Annotated in this window: 11 protein-coding genes; 1 reads left to right on the top strand and 10 read right to left on the bottom strand. The window is 75.5% G+C overall.

What is annotated here, in order from left to right; genetic code table 11:
- Window positions 1-2 precede the first annotated feature (2 nt).
- The 7 genes from ACFQBR_RS17345 to ACFQBR_RS17315 form a co-directional block, all read right to left on the bottom strand.
- The gene (locus ACFQBR_RS17345) at window positions 3-1,049 is read right to left on the bottom strand and encodes a 2-aminoethylphosphonate ABC transporter substrate-binding protein (RefSeq protein WP_344180135.1); all 1,047 of its coding nucleotides are present in this window, start codon (window positions 1,047-1,049) and stop codon (window positions 3-5) included.
- A gap of 82 nt (window positions 1,050-1,131) precedes the next feature.
- Window positions 1,132-1,929, bottom strand: coding sequence for an ABC transporter permease (locus tag ACFQBR_RS17340; protein ID WP_344180137.1), 798 nt, complete (start codon window positions 1,927-1,929; stop codon window positions 1,132-1,134).
- Window positions 1,916-2,851, bottom strand: coding sequence for a 2-aminoethylphosphonate ABC transporter permease subunit (locus tag ACFQBR_RS17335; protein ID WP_267948251.1), 936 nt, complete (start codon window positions 2,849-2,851; stop codon window positions 1,916-1,918). Before ACFQBR_RS17335 ends, ACFQBR_RS17340 begins: the two co-directional genes overlap by 14 nt.
- On the bottom strand, window positions 2,848-3,903 hold the full coding sequence (locus ACFQBR_RS17330; protein ID WP_267948250.1) for an ABC transporter ATP-binding protein: 1,056 nt from the start codon (window positions 3,901-3,903) through the stop codon (window positions 2,848-2,850). The genes ACFQBR_RS17335 and ACFQBR_RS17330 overlap by 4 nt, the downstream gene beginning before the upstream one ends.
- 3 nt (window positions 3,904-3,906) lie before the next feature.
- On the bottom strand, window positions 3,907-4,593 hold the full coding sequence (locus ACFQBR_RS17325; protein WP_267948249.1) for a phosphonatase-like hydrolase: 687 nt from the start codon (window positions 4,591-4,593) through the stop codon (window positions 3,907-3,909).
- Between the two features lie 2 nt (window positions 4,594-4,595).
- Window positions 4,596-5,711: a TIGR03364 family FAD-dependent oxidoreductase gene (locus ACFQBR_RS17320; protein WP_267950258.1), complete on the bottom strand. Its 1,116-nt coding sequence runs from the start codon at window positions 5,709-5,711 to the stop codon at window positions 4,596-4,598.
- Between the two features lie 202 nt (window positions 5,712-5,913).
- Window positions 5,914-6,699: a GntR family transcriptional regulator gene (locus ACFQBR_RS17315; protein ID WP_267948248.1), complete on the bottom strand. Its 786-nt coding sequence runs from the start codon at window positions 6,697-6,699 to the stop codon at window positions 5,914-5,916.
- A gap of 232 nt (window positions 6,700-6,931) precedes the next feature.
- Here ACFQBR_RS17315 and ACFQBR_RS17310 point away from each other — a divergent pair, with 232 nt between their 5' ends.
- Window positions 6,932-7,480 carry an EF-hand domain-containing protein gene (locus ACFQBR_RS17310; RefSeq protein ID WP_267948247.1) on the top strand — a complete coding sequence of 183 codons (549 nt, stop codon included), beginning with the start codon at window positions 6,932-6,934 and terminating at the stop codon, window positions 7,478-7,480.
- 182 nt (window positions 7,481-7,662) lie between these two features.
- Here ACFQBR_RS17310 and ACFQBR_RS17305 read toward each other — a convergent pair whose 3' ends face one another.
- The 3 genes from ACFQBR_RS17305 to ACFQBR_RS17295 form a co-directional block, all read right to left on the bottom strand.
- Window positions 7,663-11,094 carry an ATP-dependent helicase gene (locus ACFQBR_RS17305; protein ID WP_344180140.1) on the bottom strand — a complete coding sequence of 1,144 codons (3,432 nt, stop codon included), beginning with the start codon at window positions 11,092-11,094 and terminating at the stop codon, window positions 7,663-7,665.
- A complete protein-coding gene (locus ACFQBR_RS17300; RefSeq protein WP_344180177.1) occupies window positions 11,087-14,215 on the bottom strand; it encodes an ATP-dependent helicase in 3,129 nt (1,042 codons plus the stop codon). The genes ACFQBR_RS17305 and ACFQBR_RS17300 overlap by 8 nt, the downstream gene beginning before the upstream one ends.
- An 86-nt stretch (window positions 14,216-14,301) precedes the next feature.
- Window positions 14,302-14,628: an MGMT family protein gene (locus ACFQBR_RS17295; RefSeq protein WP_267948245.1), complete on the bottom strand. Its 327-nt coding sequence runs from the start codon at window positions 14,626-14,628 to the stop codon at window positions 14,302-14,304.
- Between the last annotated feature and the right edge of the window lie 36 nt (window positions 14,629-14,664).

Here is a 14,664-nt window from a genome sequence, read left to right as displayed (position 1 = left end):
GTTCAGCTGCCCGTGGCCTCGCGCCAGGCGTCGAGGTACTCGGGGAGGTGGGCGTCGATGTCGTCCCAGTCGGGCTCGAAGACCTCCACTCCCTCCATCAGCTCCTCCAGCGCCTCGGCGTCCTCGCCCTCGGAGGCGACGTCGGTGCGGGCCGGGAAGCCGCCCGCGACGGGGGCCACCCTCTGCTGGGCGTCCTCGGTCAGCAGGAAGTCCATGAGGGCGCGGCCGTTGTCGGCGTTGGGGGCGCCCTCCATGAGCCCCGCGGTGTAGGGCAGGGCGAAGGTGGTGGGGTCGCCGCCCTCCCGCGACGGGAACCAGATCCCGAGGTTGGGCATGGTGCGGGACTGCGCGTAGTTCATCTGGACGTCGCCGTTGGCGACGAGGAGCTCCCCCTTGTCGACCTTCGGGCCGAGCGCCCCGGTCGAGGAGGAGGGGCCGACGTTGTTGGCCTGGAGCTCGCCGAGGTAGTCCATGGCGGGCTCCAGCCCCCCGAAGTCGTGCATCGCCTGGATCACGACCGCGGTGCCGTCCCCCGCGACGCCGGGCGTGGAGTACTGGAGGCGGCCCTCGAACCCGGGCGCGAGGAGGTCCTCCCAGGTGGTCGGCGGCTCGGACAGCTCCTTCGTGTTGTACACGAACGCGAAGTAGTTGTTGACGACGGCGGTCCACTTGCCGTCGGGGTCCTTCACGTCGACGTTCTCGGCGCCCTCGGGCTCGTACGGCTGGAGGAGGCCGAGGCCGTCGGCCTGCTGGATGAAGGGCGGCAGGGTGATCATGACGTCGGCCTGGGTGTTGGTGCTCTCGCGGTCGGCGCGCTGGACCATCTCCCCCGAGCCGCCCTCGACGTACTGGACGGTGAGGCCGGTCTCCTCCTCGAACTCGGCGAAGAGCTGGTCGAGCCACCCCGTGCCCTCCTCGTCGCGCAGGCCGTCGGCGGAGTAGACCGTGACGGTGTCGGCCGCGGCCTCGGTGGGGGCGCAGGCGGCCAGTGCGGCGGCGAGGGCGAGGGCGGACGCGGTGGCGGCGGCCGTCCGGATGCGTGTGGTCATGGCGGTGCCTCTCGGTTCGGTCGGAGCTGGAGGGACGGAAGGGGATGACGGGCCGGGGCGGCGGGGTCGGCGCCGCGCCGGGTCAGCGGAACGACGCCCGGGTGCGGACCCGGGACAGCAGGAGGAGGACGACCAGGGTGGTGGCCATCAGGACGAGGGCGGAGGCCGCGCCGGAGAAGAGGGCCCCCCGGTCGGTGGCGGCGAAGATCCGCACGGGCAGCGGCATCCAGTCCGGCGGGTAGAGCATCATGGTCGCGCTCAGCTCGCCCATGGACAGGGCGAAGCACAGGCCCGCGGCGGCGCCGAGCGCGGGCAGCAGCAGCGGCAGTCGGACCTGGAGCAGGACCCGTGCGGGCTTGGCGCCGAGGGAGGCCGCGACCTGGGAGTACACCGGGTCGAGGCGGTCGAGCGCCGCGGAGACCGACTGGTAGGCGAAGGCGGTGACCAGCACCGTGTGCGCGATGACCACGATGGCCTGGGTGCCGTTGAGCAGGATCGGCGGACGGCTGAACGCCACCAGGAGCGCCAGGCCCACCACGACCGTCGGGACCGCCACGGGCAGCATGAAGAGCGCGTCCAGGACGGCGCGGCCCCGCCGTCGCAGGGAGGTCGCGACCAGGGCCGCCCAGGTCCCGGCGGTGAGGGCCAGGAGGCTGGCCACGGCGGCGGTGACGGCGCTGACCCGCAGCGCCTCCAGGGTCCCGCCGCGGGTGACGCCCGCGAAGTTGTCGAGGGTGGGGCCGGAGGGCAGGACGCCGCTCCAGCTGGTGGAGAAGGCCGCGGCGGCGATCACGCCCAGCGGCAGCAGGAACAGCGGCAGCACCAGGGCGGCGAAGAGCCCCCACACCGTCCAGCGGGCGAAGCGGTCATGCACGAGCACGGCGGCCTCCGTCGGAGCTCAGGCGGGCGGTGGCCGCCCGGTAGACGAGGTAGAGGGAGACCGACAGGGCCGCGTTGACCGTGGCGACGACGCACGCCGTCGTGTAGTCGGACCGGAGGATCGCCGCCTGGTACACGAGCATGGGCAGGGTGACGACGTCCTTCGCCCCCGTGAACAGGACGATCGCGAACTCGTTGAGGCACAGCACCAGGACGAGCGCCCCGCCGGCGACCAGGGCGGGCCGGGCCTCGGGCAGGATCACCTCGCGCACCACCCGCAGGGGCCTGGCGCCCAGGGACGAGGCGACCTCCAGCTGCGCGGTGTCCAGCTGGCCGAACGCGGCGAGCAGGGGCCGCATGACGAAGGGCGTGAAGTAGGTGATCTCGGCGAGGATCACGCCCCAGGGCGTGGCGAGGAACCGGAAGGGTCCGCTCTCCGCGCCGGTCAGGTCGGTCCACATCCCGTTGGCCATGCCCACGGTGCCGTAGACGAACAGGAGCGCCAGGGTGATGAGGAAGGACGGGAAGGAGAGGTAGGTGTCGATGAACCGGGCGGTGGCGCCGCTGCCGGGGAAGGGCACGAACGCCACGACGAGGGCGAGCAGGAACCCGAGCACCAGGCAGCCCGCCGTGGAGGTGACCGCCACGAACACTGTGGTGCCCAGCGCCGACCGGAACGACTCGGAGCCCAGGACGTCGGCGTGGTGGGCGAGGGTGAGCCCGCCGCCGGGAGCGGCGACGGACTCCGCCGCGACCAGGGCGAGCGGGTAGAGGAAGACCGCCGCGAGCAGTGCCACCGGGGGCACCGCCCACACCCACACGGGGAGCCGTCGCGGGGCGCGCCCCGGTACGGGGTCCGCCGGGGGCTCCGGGGCGTGTGCCGCGGGCGGCGCGTCCGCCGTCGGGGCCGGGTGCGCGGTCACGACGCCTCCTCCGGGGTGAGCAGGACCGCGTCCCGCCGGGTGAAGCCGAGGGTGACCGTGCTCCCGGGCTCGGGCGGGGCGGGGGTCTCCCTCAGCTCCGCCGTGACCGGGTGGCCGCCCACGAGCGCGGTGACCCTGTGGGTGGAGCCGCGCCACTGGACGTCGGAGACCACCCCCTCCAGGGTGTGCTCGGCCTCTCCCAGGGCGACCCGGTGCGGACGCAGGCACACCCGGAGGTCGTCGCCGTCCGAGGCGCCCGGGGGCAGGTCGGCGGGATCGGCGTCGAGGACGGCGCCGAGGCAGTGCACGCGGCCCCCGGTCAGGCGGGCGGGCAGCAGGTTGGCCCCGCCGACGAACCGGGCGGTGAAGGCGGCCCGGGGACGCCCGTACAGTTCGCGGGGCGTTCCGTGCTCGCGCAGGCGTGCGCGGTCCAGCACGGCGACCCGGTCGGCGAGGGTCAGCGCCTCGCTCTGGTCGTGGGTGACGTAGAGGACCGTGACGTCGGGCAGTTCGCGGTGCAGCCGGGCGAGTTCGGCGAGCATGTCCGAGCGCAGCTGCGCGTCCAGGGCGGACAGGGGCTCGTCCAGGAGCAGCACCCGGGGGCGGATGGCCAGGGCCCGGGAGATGGCCACCCGCTGCTGCTGCCCGCCGGACAGCTCGCGGGGGTGGCGGCGTGCGTAGTCGGCCATCCCGGTCATGCCGAGGGCCTCCTCGACGCGCCCGGCGACCTCCCGGCGGGGCACGCCCTGGGCGCGCAGGCCGAAGGCGACGTTCTGGTCGACGCGCATGTGCGGGAAGAGCGCGTAGCTCTGCACCACCATGCCGACCCCGCGGGCGTACGGCGGCAGGTCGGTGACGTCGCGCCCCCCGATCAGGACGCGCCCGGAGGCGGGCCGGACGAACCCGGCCACGGCCCGCAGGGCCGTGGTCTTGCCCGAGCCGGAGGGGCCGAGCAGGGCGGTGAACCCGCCGGGGTCGACGGTCAGGTCCAGGTCGTCGAGGACCACGGTGTCCCCGTAGGCGACGCTGACGTGGTCGAAGCGGATGCCCACGGCTCAGCCCTCCCGGTCCGCGAGGAGCGCGGGCAGGTCGGCGACGCCGTCCAGGACGTGGGTGGCCCCGGCGTCGAGGAGCGTGTCCGCGTCGTGGGCTCCCGTGCGGACGCCGGCGACGACCGAGGCCCCGGCCCGCAGCCCGCTGCGGATGTCGGAGGCGGTGTCGCCGACGACGGCGACGGCGGCCACCGAGCCGACGCCCGCGCGCAGGGCGGCGGTGAGCACCATGTCGGGGTGGGGCCGTCCCCGCCCGCCCGCGTCGGCGGGGCAGAGGGTGAGGTCGGCGATGTCCTCCCATCCCAGGGCCCGGAGGATCCTGTCCTGGGTGTCACGGGCGAAGCCCGTGGTCAGTGCGGTGGTGCGGCCTTCGGCGCGGAGGCGGCGCAGGGTGTCCTCTGCCCCGGGCAGGGGCGCGCAGAGGCCCTGGTCGACGAGCCGGGCGTAGGCGCCCTCGAAGGCCCGGTTGGCCTCCTGGGCGCGCTCCTCGTCACCGCCCGTGAGGTGGCGGAAGACCGAGATCTTGGATTCGCCCATGGTGGCGCGCACGTGCTCGGCGGCCTCGGCGGTGTGCTCGGGCAGCGCGGCGGCGAAGGCCCGCTCCACGAGCCCGTCGTCGGCGACGGTGGTCCCCGCCATGTCGAGGACGACGAGTTCCACGGGCGTGCGGGTTGCGGCTGTACGGTTCACGGTCACCAGTCCAGTTCGTCGGCGGTCGTCTCGGCGATGGCGGGCGAGCAGGTCATGCCGCGCCCGCCGGGCCCGGTGACCAGCCAGGCGTCGGGCCCGACGGAGGCGCGGTGCACGACCCGGGAGGGGTCGGCGCACTGGGCGTAGACGCCCGCCCAGCGGCGGCGGAACGGGGGCAGCGGGCGGCCGAGGAGGCGGCCGGCGACCTCCGCGAGGTGTTCGTAGGGGTCCTCCTCCGTGTCGAAGGAGAACGGGGCGTCGTACTCGTGGGTGTCGCCCACGGTCAGGGAGCCGTCGGCGCGCTGGACCATCAGGAGCTGCATGCGGTGGCGGTCGGCGACGGCCGCCTGGGGCTGGCCGGCGTTGAGCGCGTCCAGTGCGGGCCCCCGGTAGGCCGGGTAGTAGCGGAAGCTGTCGCCGTCGGCGACGGAGGTGGTGAGGGTCTCGCCCAGGGGCGCGGTCTGGGCCATCTGGAGGCGGACGCGGCGGACCGGCAGGTCGGGGGCGAGTTCGCGGACGAGTCCGCCGAGCCAGGCGCCGGTGCACAGGACCACGGCGTCGCCGCGGTGGATCCGGCCGCGGTCGTCGCGGACGGCGCCGGGGCCCGCGAGGTCGCGGACCTCGCACCCGGTGACGAGCGTGTAGCGGCCGCTGCGGGCCAGTTCCCCCTGGAGGGCGGCCTGGGCGGTGCGGGGCTCCACCTGGGCGTCGCTGCGGCACCAGAGTGCCCCGAGGGCGTCGCCGCGCAGGGCGGGGTTGACCTCCCGGACCCGGGCGGCGTCGAGGAGCCGGTAGCCGCGCTCCTCCGCGTCGGGGGCCCCGGCCGCGGCCTCGGCGACGGCCAGCTCCTGCTCCGTGGTGGCGACCGTGAGGGAGCCGGAGGGGCGGAACCCCAGGCCGGGAACCCGTTCGGCGATCTCCTCCCACAGGACGCGTGCGCGGCGCGCGGACTCCAGTTCGGCGCCGGGAGCGCGTCCGCCGACCCAGACCAGGCCGAAGTTGCGGACGGAGGCTCCCCGGGCGGCCTCCTCGCGTTCGAGGTGGACGACCTCGTGCCCCCGGGAGACGGCCTGCCAGGCGTGCATGGTGCCGAGTACTCCGGCACCGACGATGATCACTCTCATGGTTCGAGGTTCGGGGGCGCGGATGGAGCGCACCGAGCGCGGTGGGGACCTCCCGGTGAACCGCGGTCGAACTATGGACTAGACCCGTTATCTTACCGTGATAAAAAAGGACCCTGTCGACGCCGGACGGGCGGGCCGGGGCGCGCAGTCCCGGCGAGGCCGGCGCCGCGGGCCCGGCCGCCCCGCGGAACACGGCTCAGGAGTCCCGGCCGTCCCCGGACAGGCGGGTGGTGAAGCTGAAGCGGTCGCCCCGGTACAGCGAGCGCACACGCTCGAAGGGCCGCCCCTCCCCGTCACGCGACACCCGGTGGATGAGCAGCATCGGCAGCGCCGGGGGGGTTCCCACCAGGAGCGCCTCACGCGGTGCCGCCAGTACCGTCTCCAACCGCTCGTCCGCGTCGGCGAACGCGATGCCCAGCCTCTCCCGCAGGTAGCCGTAGAACGTCGAGTCCGGGTCGAACTCGACGTCCAGGCGGGGGGCGCGGGACACCGCGATGTAGGTGGACTCCAGGCCCACCCGCTCGTCGTCGGCCAGCAGCACCCGCTCCATGTGCCAGACCGGTTCGCCGACCGCCAGGCGGAGCTCCTCCGCGAGCCGCGGCGGGCACGGCCAGCTGCGCAGGTCGATCAGGGACCGCCCCGGCCTCCGGCCCTGGCGGCGCACGCCCTCGGTGTAGCTGGCCAGGGACAGCGGCTGCTCCAGCTTGGGGCCCGCGGCCACGGTGCCGCGCCCGAGACGGCGCAGCCTGCCCTCCAGCAGCAGGTCGCGCAGGGCCTGCCGGACAGTCTCCCGGGCCGCGCCGAAGCGCTCGGCCAGCTCCCGCTCGGTGGGCAGCGCCTGCCCCTCGGCCAGCTCGGACACCAGCTCCGTCAGCAGTATCCGCACCGCGTAGTACTTGGGGACCCGCCCGTGCTCGGGCACGCCCGCGCGCACCGGTGCACTGCTGTCCTGGGGGATTCCTGGGCTCGACACGCGGGACATTGTCCCGCACGCCGGTGAACGCCCCGGCAACGCCGGGGGACGTTCACGGACGTACCCGCACCGGGCCCCGGGGTCCGGGAGGCAGGGGGCGGGCGCGCCGGGCCCCGGGCGCGCGGCGCACCGGCGCCCCCGGCGGCGGAGGGGCGCGGACCGGCGGCGGAACCTTTCCGGGCGCGGGAGACTCAGAGGAGCACGGGGCGGGAAGCGCCCGCCCCACGACGAGAGGACGCACGTGAGCACCACCCCCGCCGAGGCGACCGCCGTGAGGTTCAGCCACCTCTTCGACGCCCTCGACTCCGACCACGACAGCTCCGTGACCTGGGCGGACTACGAGCGCCTGGTCGAACGCTACATCGAGGGCTACGGCCTGGACCGGCAGGAGCGCAAGGCCCAGGCCGTCCACGCGTCCTACCAGATGCTCTGGTTGGAGCTGCTGCGCCACTCGGGCGCCGACGCCGCGCGCCTGGACCGGGAGCGGTTCGTCCGGGCCATGCACGCCGCCGCCGAGGACCGGAGCCGGTTCAACATGACGGAGGGCGTGGCCGAGGCCGTCTTCGACCTCCTCGACACCGACGGCGACGACCGCGTCAGCGCGGCCGAGTTCCTCCACTACGCGAAGGTCCTCGGGGCGGAGGCGGCGGACGCCGCGGACCGGTTCGCCGTCCTCGACCCCAACGGTGACGGGTTCATCAACCGCGAGGAGTTCGTCCTGTCGTCCCGCGAGTACCTCTTCGGCGACGACACGCGCTCGCCGGGCGGGTTCGTCTTCGGCGTGGTCTGAGGACCGCCGCGACCCCGGACCGGGCGCGGGGCGCCGCCGCCCGGTCCTCCCCCGCACGCGGGGGCCGGCCGCCGTTCACGGTGCGCGGCACCGAACGGTTCGGTCCTCCCCGCGCCCAGGGGCCGCCGGCCCGCCGAACCGGCGCTGCGCGCCCGGATCCGCGGGGGCCGGCCGCCCCGGTGTCAGCCCGGTTCGGGGACGGCGGAGATCAGCGCCGCCAGGCCGTCGGCGTCGAGCAGGTCGGCGGGGCGCACCGTCCTCCCCGCGAGCACGTAGTGGAACGCGGCCCGCACCTCCTCCGGGCCCACCCCCGCCAGGTCGGCCCAGGCCAGCCGGTAGGCGGCCAGCTGCACGCCCACGGCGCGGCGCTCCGCGTCGTTGCCGGGCGGGCGCCCCGTCTTCCAGTCCACCACGTCGTAGCGGCCCGAGCCTGGGTCGTGGAACACCGCGTCCATGCGCCCGCGGATGAGCCGGTCGCCGATCACCGTCTCGAACGGCACCTCCACCTCGACGGGGACACGGGACCCCCACTCGCTCTCCTCGAAGCGGCGCTGGAGCTCGGCCAGGTCCTCGTCCTCCCCCGCGGTCTCGTCCGCCGCGCCCGGCAGCTCGTCCAGCAGGGTCGCACGCTGCCCGAACCTCTGCTCCAGCCACGCGTGGAAGGCCGTCCCGCGCCTGGTGTGCGGTGCGGGCGGGCGCGGCAGCGGGCGGCGGATCTGCCGCGCCAGCGCCGAGGGGTCCCTGGCCAGCCACACCATGGACGACACCGACAGGTGGTCGGGCAGTTCCACCTGCACGGGACCGCCGCCCGGCCCCGCGCCCTCGGCGCGGCGGTGCGCCAGCAGCAGCTCGGTGTCGCGCTCCCACCCGTGGAGGCGGCGGCGCAGACCCGCGGGCGGCTCCTGCCCCCCGGGACCGGCCTCCCCGGCGAGCAGGCGCGCGCGGGCGCGTTCGACCAGGGCCGCCCCCTCCCGGATCTCCGCGCGGCGGTCGGCGGCCCCGGCGGCGGCCCCGGCGGCGGGCCCGTCCCCGCCCGGGGGGTCGCCCTCCTCCGGCGGCCACACGGCGGAGCTCTCCTCGTCGTCGTGGGGGTTGGTCTCGTCCTCCCCCGGCGGCGGGGCCCACCCGACGACGGTCCCGGCGCCGTTCTCGCACGCCTCCCGGACCTCCTCCAGGAACACCGACGGCCCGCGCGGGGTGGAGCCGGTGCGGCCCCACCAGTGGCCGGTGCACACCAGGGCGAACGAGGCGCGGGTGACGGCGACGTAGGCCAGGCGGCGCTCCTCCATGAGGTGGCGGTCGTGCTCGGCCCGGCGGAAGTCGGCGATGGCCTCCTTGTCGACCCCGGCGAGCCGGGGCAGGCTGTCGCGGTCGCCGCGCAGCGGGTAGGGCAGCAGGTGGTCGGCGCGCGCCCAGGCGAGGGGGTCGCGGGCCTTGGCCGGGAACAGCGGGGACCCCTTGCCGGCGCTGATCCCCGGCACGACCACGACCGGCCACTGCAGGCCCTTGGCGCCGTGCATGGTCATGAGCTTGACGCTGTCGGAACCGCCGACCCGCTCCCCGGGCGCGAGCCCGCTCTCGTTCTCCTCGGCGGCGTTGAGGTAGCCGAGGAAGCTGCCCAGGGTGGGGTCCTCGCTGTTGCCGACGAAGCGGACGGCGTGGTCCACGAACGCGTCCAGGTCGGCGCGCGCCGACAGCGGGTCGCGGCCGGTGCGGGAGCCCACCTCGATGTCCAGGCCGAGCATCCGCTCGACCTCGGTGACCAGGTCGGGGACCGGCTGGCCGACGAGCTTGCGCAGGCCCCGCAGCTCCTCGGCCAGGCGTCCCAGGCGCTCGTAGGCCGTGTCGGAGTAGTTCTCGGCGGCGCCGGGGTCGTCCACGGCGTCCACGAGGCTGCCGCTCCCGGCGGTCAGGTCCAGGACGGTGCGGCGCAGGAGGTCGTCGTCCGCCCCCGGCCCGTCCTCGCCCGGGTCGGGCGAGGTCACGTCGCGCCGGGTGTGCCGGGCCAGCTCGGTGGCGCGGGCGCCCAGCGCGGCCAGGTCCCGGGGGCCCAGGCGCCAGCGCGGGCCGGTGAGCAGACGGGCGAGCTCGTTCCCGGCGGAGGCGTCGTGGACCACGCGCAGGGTGGCGATGATGTCGCGGACCTCGGGCACCATCATGAGCCCGCCCAGTCCGACGACCTCCACCGGGATGCCGCGCGCCTCCAGCGCCTCGCGCAGCGGCGGGAACTGGGACCGCTTGCGGCACAGCACCGCGACGTCGCCGGGGCCGATGCCGCCGTCCTCGGCCACGCCCGACTCGCCCTCGGGCCAGGGCAGGAAGTCGGGGGCGGTCCGGGCTCCGCCGGGCTGGTCGGGATCGGCGTGGACCAGGCGGTGCACCTGGTCGGCGATCCAGGCGGCCTCCTCGGTCTCGGTGGGGAACAGCGCCGTCAGGGCGGTTCCCCGGCCGCGCCGGGCGGGACCGGGGTGCAGGACGGGGACGTCGCGGGCCTCGGCGCGCAGCTCCTCGGAGACGCGCTCGGCCACCCGCAGGACGCGCTCGCCGTTGCGGAAGCTGGTGGACAGGCGGCGCACGGACGCCGGTCGGCCGGGGGCCGCCGGGAAGTCGGTGGGGAACCGGGTGAGGTTGGCGGCGATGGCGCCGCGCCAGCCGTAGATGGACTGGCAGGGGTCGCCGACCGCCGTCACCGGGTGTCCGTCGCCGAAGAGGGAGCGCAGCAGGACCAGCTGGGCGTGGCTGGTGTCCTGGTACTCGTCGAGGAGGACCACCCGGTACCTTCCGCGCTCGATGAGCCCGACCTCGGGGTGGTGCTCCGCGATGCGGGCGGCCAGCGCCATCTGGTCGCCGAAGTCCATGGCCTCGCGCGCGTGCTTGGCGTGGTTGTAGCGGTCCACCAGCGGCAGGAGCTGTTCGCGCCGGCGCTGGGCGGCGACCAGGTCCCGGGTCTCCTTGGTGGCCTTGCGGGTCATGCCGTCCACGCCCGCCTGGATCCACCGGCCGATGCCGCGCACCCGGTCGGTGGTGGTGAGGTGGTCGGCGATCTCGCCGGACAGGTGCAGGACCCGCTGGGTGACGGTGTCCGCCCCCACGGTCACCAGGTCCATGGGCCCGTCGTACTCTCCGACGACCCTGGCGGCGATCTGCCAGGACTGGCCCTCGCTGAGCAGCCTGGACGTGGGTTCGACGGCCTCGCGCAGGGCGTGGTCGGAGACGATGCGCCCGGCGTACGCGTTGTAGGTGGACACGGTGGGCTCGCCGTCGAGCAGCTCCTCGGGGAACTGCTCGGTGGCGCGCAGCTGCTCCAGCCTCCTGCGCACCCGCTCCGCCAGCTCCGCGGTGGCCTTGCGGGTGAAGGTCAGGCCGAGGATCTGCTCGGGCCGCACGTGGCCGTTGGCGACCAGCCACACCACGCGCGAGGCCATGGTCTCGCTCTTGCCCGACCCGGCGCCGGCGATCACCACGCCCGGCTCCAGCGGCGCGGAGATGACCTGCGACTGCTCCGCGGTGGGCTCGGGCTGTCCGAGGAGGCGGGAGAGTTCGGCGGGGCCGAGGCGGGGAGGGGGCGGGGGGTCGGGCGGGGTCGCGGGGGAAAGGGGATGGGGTTCAGACATGTCGGCCCTCGTCCTGCACCGGGCAGCAGGCGCGCACGGCGCACGCGTTGCAGCCCTTGTTGCGAATGGCGGTGAACCGCGAGCCGCCCATGCCGCCGGCGACGTCGAACACCAGGTCCTGGGCCCAACGGGGGTCGGGGTCCTCCCCGAGCGGCGGCTGCGGCTGTTCACGCGCCTTGTTGGTCAGCGCGGCCCCGCCCACCTGGACGAGCGAGGCCCCGCCGGGCTCGGCCAGGCCGAGCTCGGCGAACGCGCCCTTGAGCACGGCCATCTGGTAGACGCCGAGCTGGGGGTGGCGTGCCAGGTCCTCGGCCTTGGTCCGGCCGGTCTTGATGTCCACGACCACGGCACGGCCCCGGCCGTCGCGTTCGAGGCGGTCCACGCGGCCGGTGATCTCGATGCCGCCGACCTCGACCTTGAACCCCTCCTCGGTGACCACCAGCTCGCGGTCGTTGGACGCGTCCCAGGAGATGAGCTTGCGGACCATCTCGTCGGCGCGCTCGCGCTGCTGGGCCGCCTGCCAGGGGCCGCCGAAGTCCAGGTCGGCCCAGATCTCGTCCATCCGCCCGCTGATCTCGTCGGCGCCGCTGCCCTGGGCGACCAGGACGGCGACGGCGTGCACGACGGTGCCCAGCGCGGACGCGGAGTCGCCGGAGGAGGCCCCGGCGGCGCGTTCGAGGAGCCAGCGCAGCTGGCAGTCGGTGAAGCTCTCCACCTGCGACGGAGAGACGCGGATCGTGTCGTCCTCCCCGGCCAGGGGCCGGTCGTCGCTGAAGGGGGTGAGCGCGTACCACTCCGACGGGTCGGCCCCGCGCACCCCCTCCTCGGCGAGGCGGGCCAGGTGGTCGGCGGCGGCCGTCCGGAGGGGGTCGGGCGCGGAGGGGTCGGTGACCACGGAGCGCAGGTCGGCGACGAGCGCGGGCAGGGACAGCCAGCGGCGGCCCGTGCCGACGGGCTCGGGTTCGCCCAGGCCCATCTCGTTGAGGAAGCGGGAGGGGCGCTCGTCGGCCCCCTCCCCGTCCACGGCGGTCACGACGAGGGTCCGGCGGGCTCGGGTGAGGGCCACGTAGAACAGGCGGCGCTCCTCGTCCATGAGCTTGGAGGCCATGGCGGCGCCCGAGGAGTCGGCGGCGTGCACCTCGGCGTCGACCAGCTCCTCCACGCCGAGCAGGGACCCGCGCAGGCGCAGGTCGGGCCAGGCGCCCTCCTGGACGCCGGCGACCACGACCAGGCCCCACTCCAGCCCCTTGGAGCGGTGGGCGGTGAGGATGCGCACGGCCTCGCCCTCGGGGGCGCGTTCGGCCAGGCTGTCCCCGGGGATCTCCTGCGCGGCGAGGTCCTCCAGGAAGCCGGCGGGGCTGCCGGGGGGCAGCCTGTCGCAGTAGCGGGCGGCGCTCTCGAACAGGGCCACCACGGCGTCGAGGTCCCGGTCGGCCGCCGCGCCGCGGCGGCCTCCGGCCAGGCTCGCGCGGAGCAGCCGTTCGGCGAGCCCGCTGTCACGCCACAGCTCCCAGAGGACCTGTTCGGCGTCGGACCCCTTGGCGGTCAGCTCGCGCACGGTCCTCAGGGCCCGTGCCACGCGCTCGGCCGGCGCGGCGATGTCGGGGTCGACCAGGGCGAGGTCGGCGGGGTCGCGCAGGACGTCCACGAGCAGGCGCGCGGCGGGCCGGTAGGACCCGTCGCCCTCGTGCGCGCGGTCCAGGTCCAGGCGGCGCAGTGCCCGGACGAGCCTGCGCAGCCGCACGGTGTCGGCCTCGCCGAAGGGGCCGGTGAGGAGCTCGCGGGCGGAGTCGTCGTCGAGCAGGTCCGGGGACAGGCCGTAGCGGATGAGGGCGAGGAGGGGGCGCACGAGCGGTTCCGCGGCCACGGGGAGGTCGTCGGCGCCGACCGCGACGGGGACCGACGCGGCGGTCAGCGCGCGCCGCAGGACGGGCAGCTGGCGGGTGGAGGAGCGCACGAGCACGGCCATGTCCGACCAGGGGACGCCGTCCACCAGGTGGGCGCGGCGGAGGGTGTCGGCGATGACGGCCGCCTCCTGGGTCGGGCTCTCGGCGGCCATCACGCGGACCTCGCCGTCGGGCACGCCGGGCGCCGGGACCAGGTTCCGGTGCTCGTTGACGTGGCCGCGCGCGGACGCGACCGCCGGCAGGCGCCGGGTCAGGGCGCGGGAGGCGGCCAGCAGTGCGGCCCCGCCGCGGCGGGAGGTGCGCAGGGCCACCACGGGCGCCTCGGCCCGCCCGGCGGTCCTGAAGCGGCGCGGGAAGTCGAGGATGTTGTGGACCTCGGCGCCCCGGAAGGCGTAGACGGACTGGTCCGGGTCGCCGACCGCGACGAGGTCGCGGCCGTCCCCCGCCAGGGCTCGCAGGAGCGCCTCCTGGGCGGGGTCGGTGTCCTGGTACTCGTCCACGAACACCACCTCGCGGGCGGAGCGCTCGCGTTCCTGGATCGCGGGGTCGGAGAGCATGTTCGCGGCGACCCTGACCAGTTCGGCGTAGTTGAGGGTGGGCACGGGCGCGATGTCGAACCGGCCCGTGTAGCGGTCGAGGAAGCCCGCGGCGGCCACCCAGTCGTCGCGTCCGCGCTCACGTCCGAGGCGTTCCAGCTCGGCGGGGCCCAGGCCCCGCTCCTGCGCGCGCATGAGGAAGTCGCGCAGCTCCTCGGCGAACCCCCGCGTCTCCAGCGCGGGGCGCAGGCGCTCCGGCCACTCCGCCGCCCCGTCCCCCGCCTCCCCCGCCAGCAGCTCGCGGACCTCCATCAGCTGCTCGGGGCCGGACAGCAGGCGCGGCGGCAGGTCGCCCACGCGCTGGAACTCGCGCCGGATCAGCGCGTAGGCGTAGCTGTGGAAGGTCAGGGCCAGCGGTTCGCGGGTGGTGCGGCGCAGCCGCGCGGTGATGCGCTCCCTGAGCTCCTGGGCGGCCTTGCGGCTGAAGGTGAGCACGAGGATGCGCGAGGGGTCGACGCCGCGGTTGTCGATGCGGTCGACGACGGCCTCGACGATCGTGGTGGTCTTGCCCGTTCCCGGCCCGGCCAGGACCAGGAGGGGGCCGCCCGCGTGGTCGACCACGCGCTGCTGGTTCTCGTCCAGCACCGGCGGCGGCTGCACCTGGTTGGCGCGCCGCACGAGTCGGTACGGGGATGTGTTCACACCACCAGTTCACCAGAAGACGGCGACCTTCTCGGACGCCTCCCGGGCTTCCAACCAGCTCCTCAGGCCCCGGAAGCCCCGTCCCAGCGGGCTTTGCGCATGTCCACCCGGTCGCTTCCCGGGCGCATGGGCGTGCTCTCCGCCGCATAGTGGGAAAGCGCACGTACCTCGTGGCCGGACGCCGGGCGCCCGTCCGAGCGCACCACCCGCCACCAGGGCACCCCGCCGCCCCACGCGGACATGACCGAGCCGACCTGGCGGGGGCCTCCCCGCCCGACGTGCTCGGCGATGTCGCCGTAGGCCATCACCCGTCCCGGCGGGATCCGCTCGACCAGCGCGAGGACGTCCTCCGCGTAGTCGTCCGGCCCGCCCTCCTCGTCCGTGAACACCCGCGCAGCCTATCGAGCGCGGGCGGGGGCCGCCCC

It is taken from the genome of Nocardiopsis tropica, assembly GCF_042660575.1.
Taxonomy (GTDB): Bacteria; Actinomycetota; Actinomycetes; order Streptosporangiales; family Streptosporangiaceae; genus Nocardiopsis; species Nocardiopsis tropica.
The sequence above is the reverse complement of the archived record's forward strand: the minus strand, read 5'-3'. Positions and strand labels throughout refer to the sequence as shown.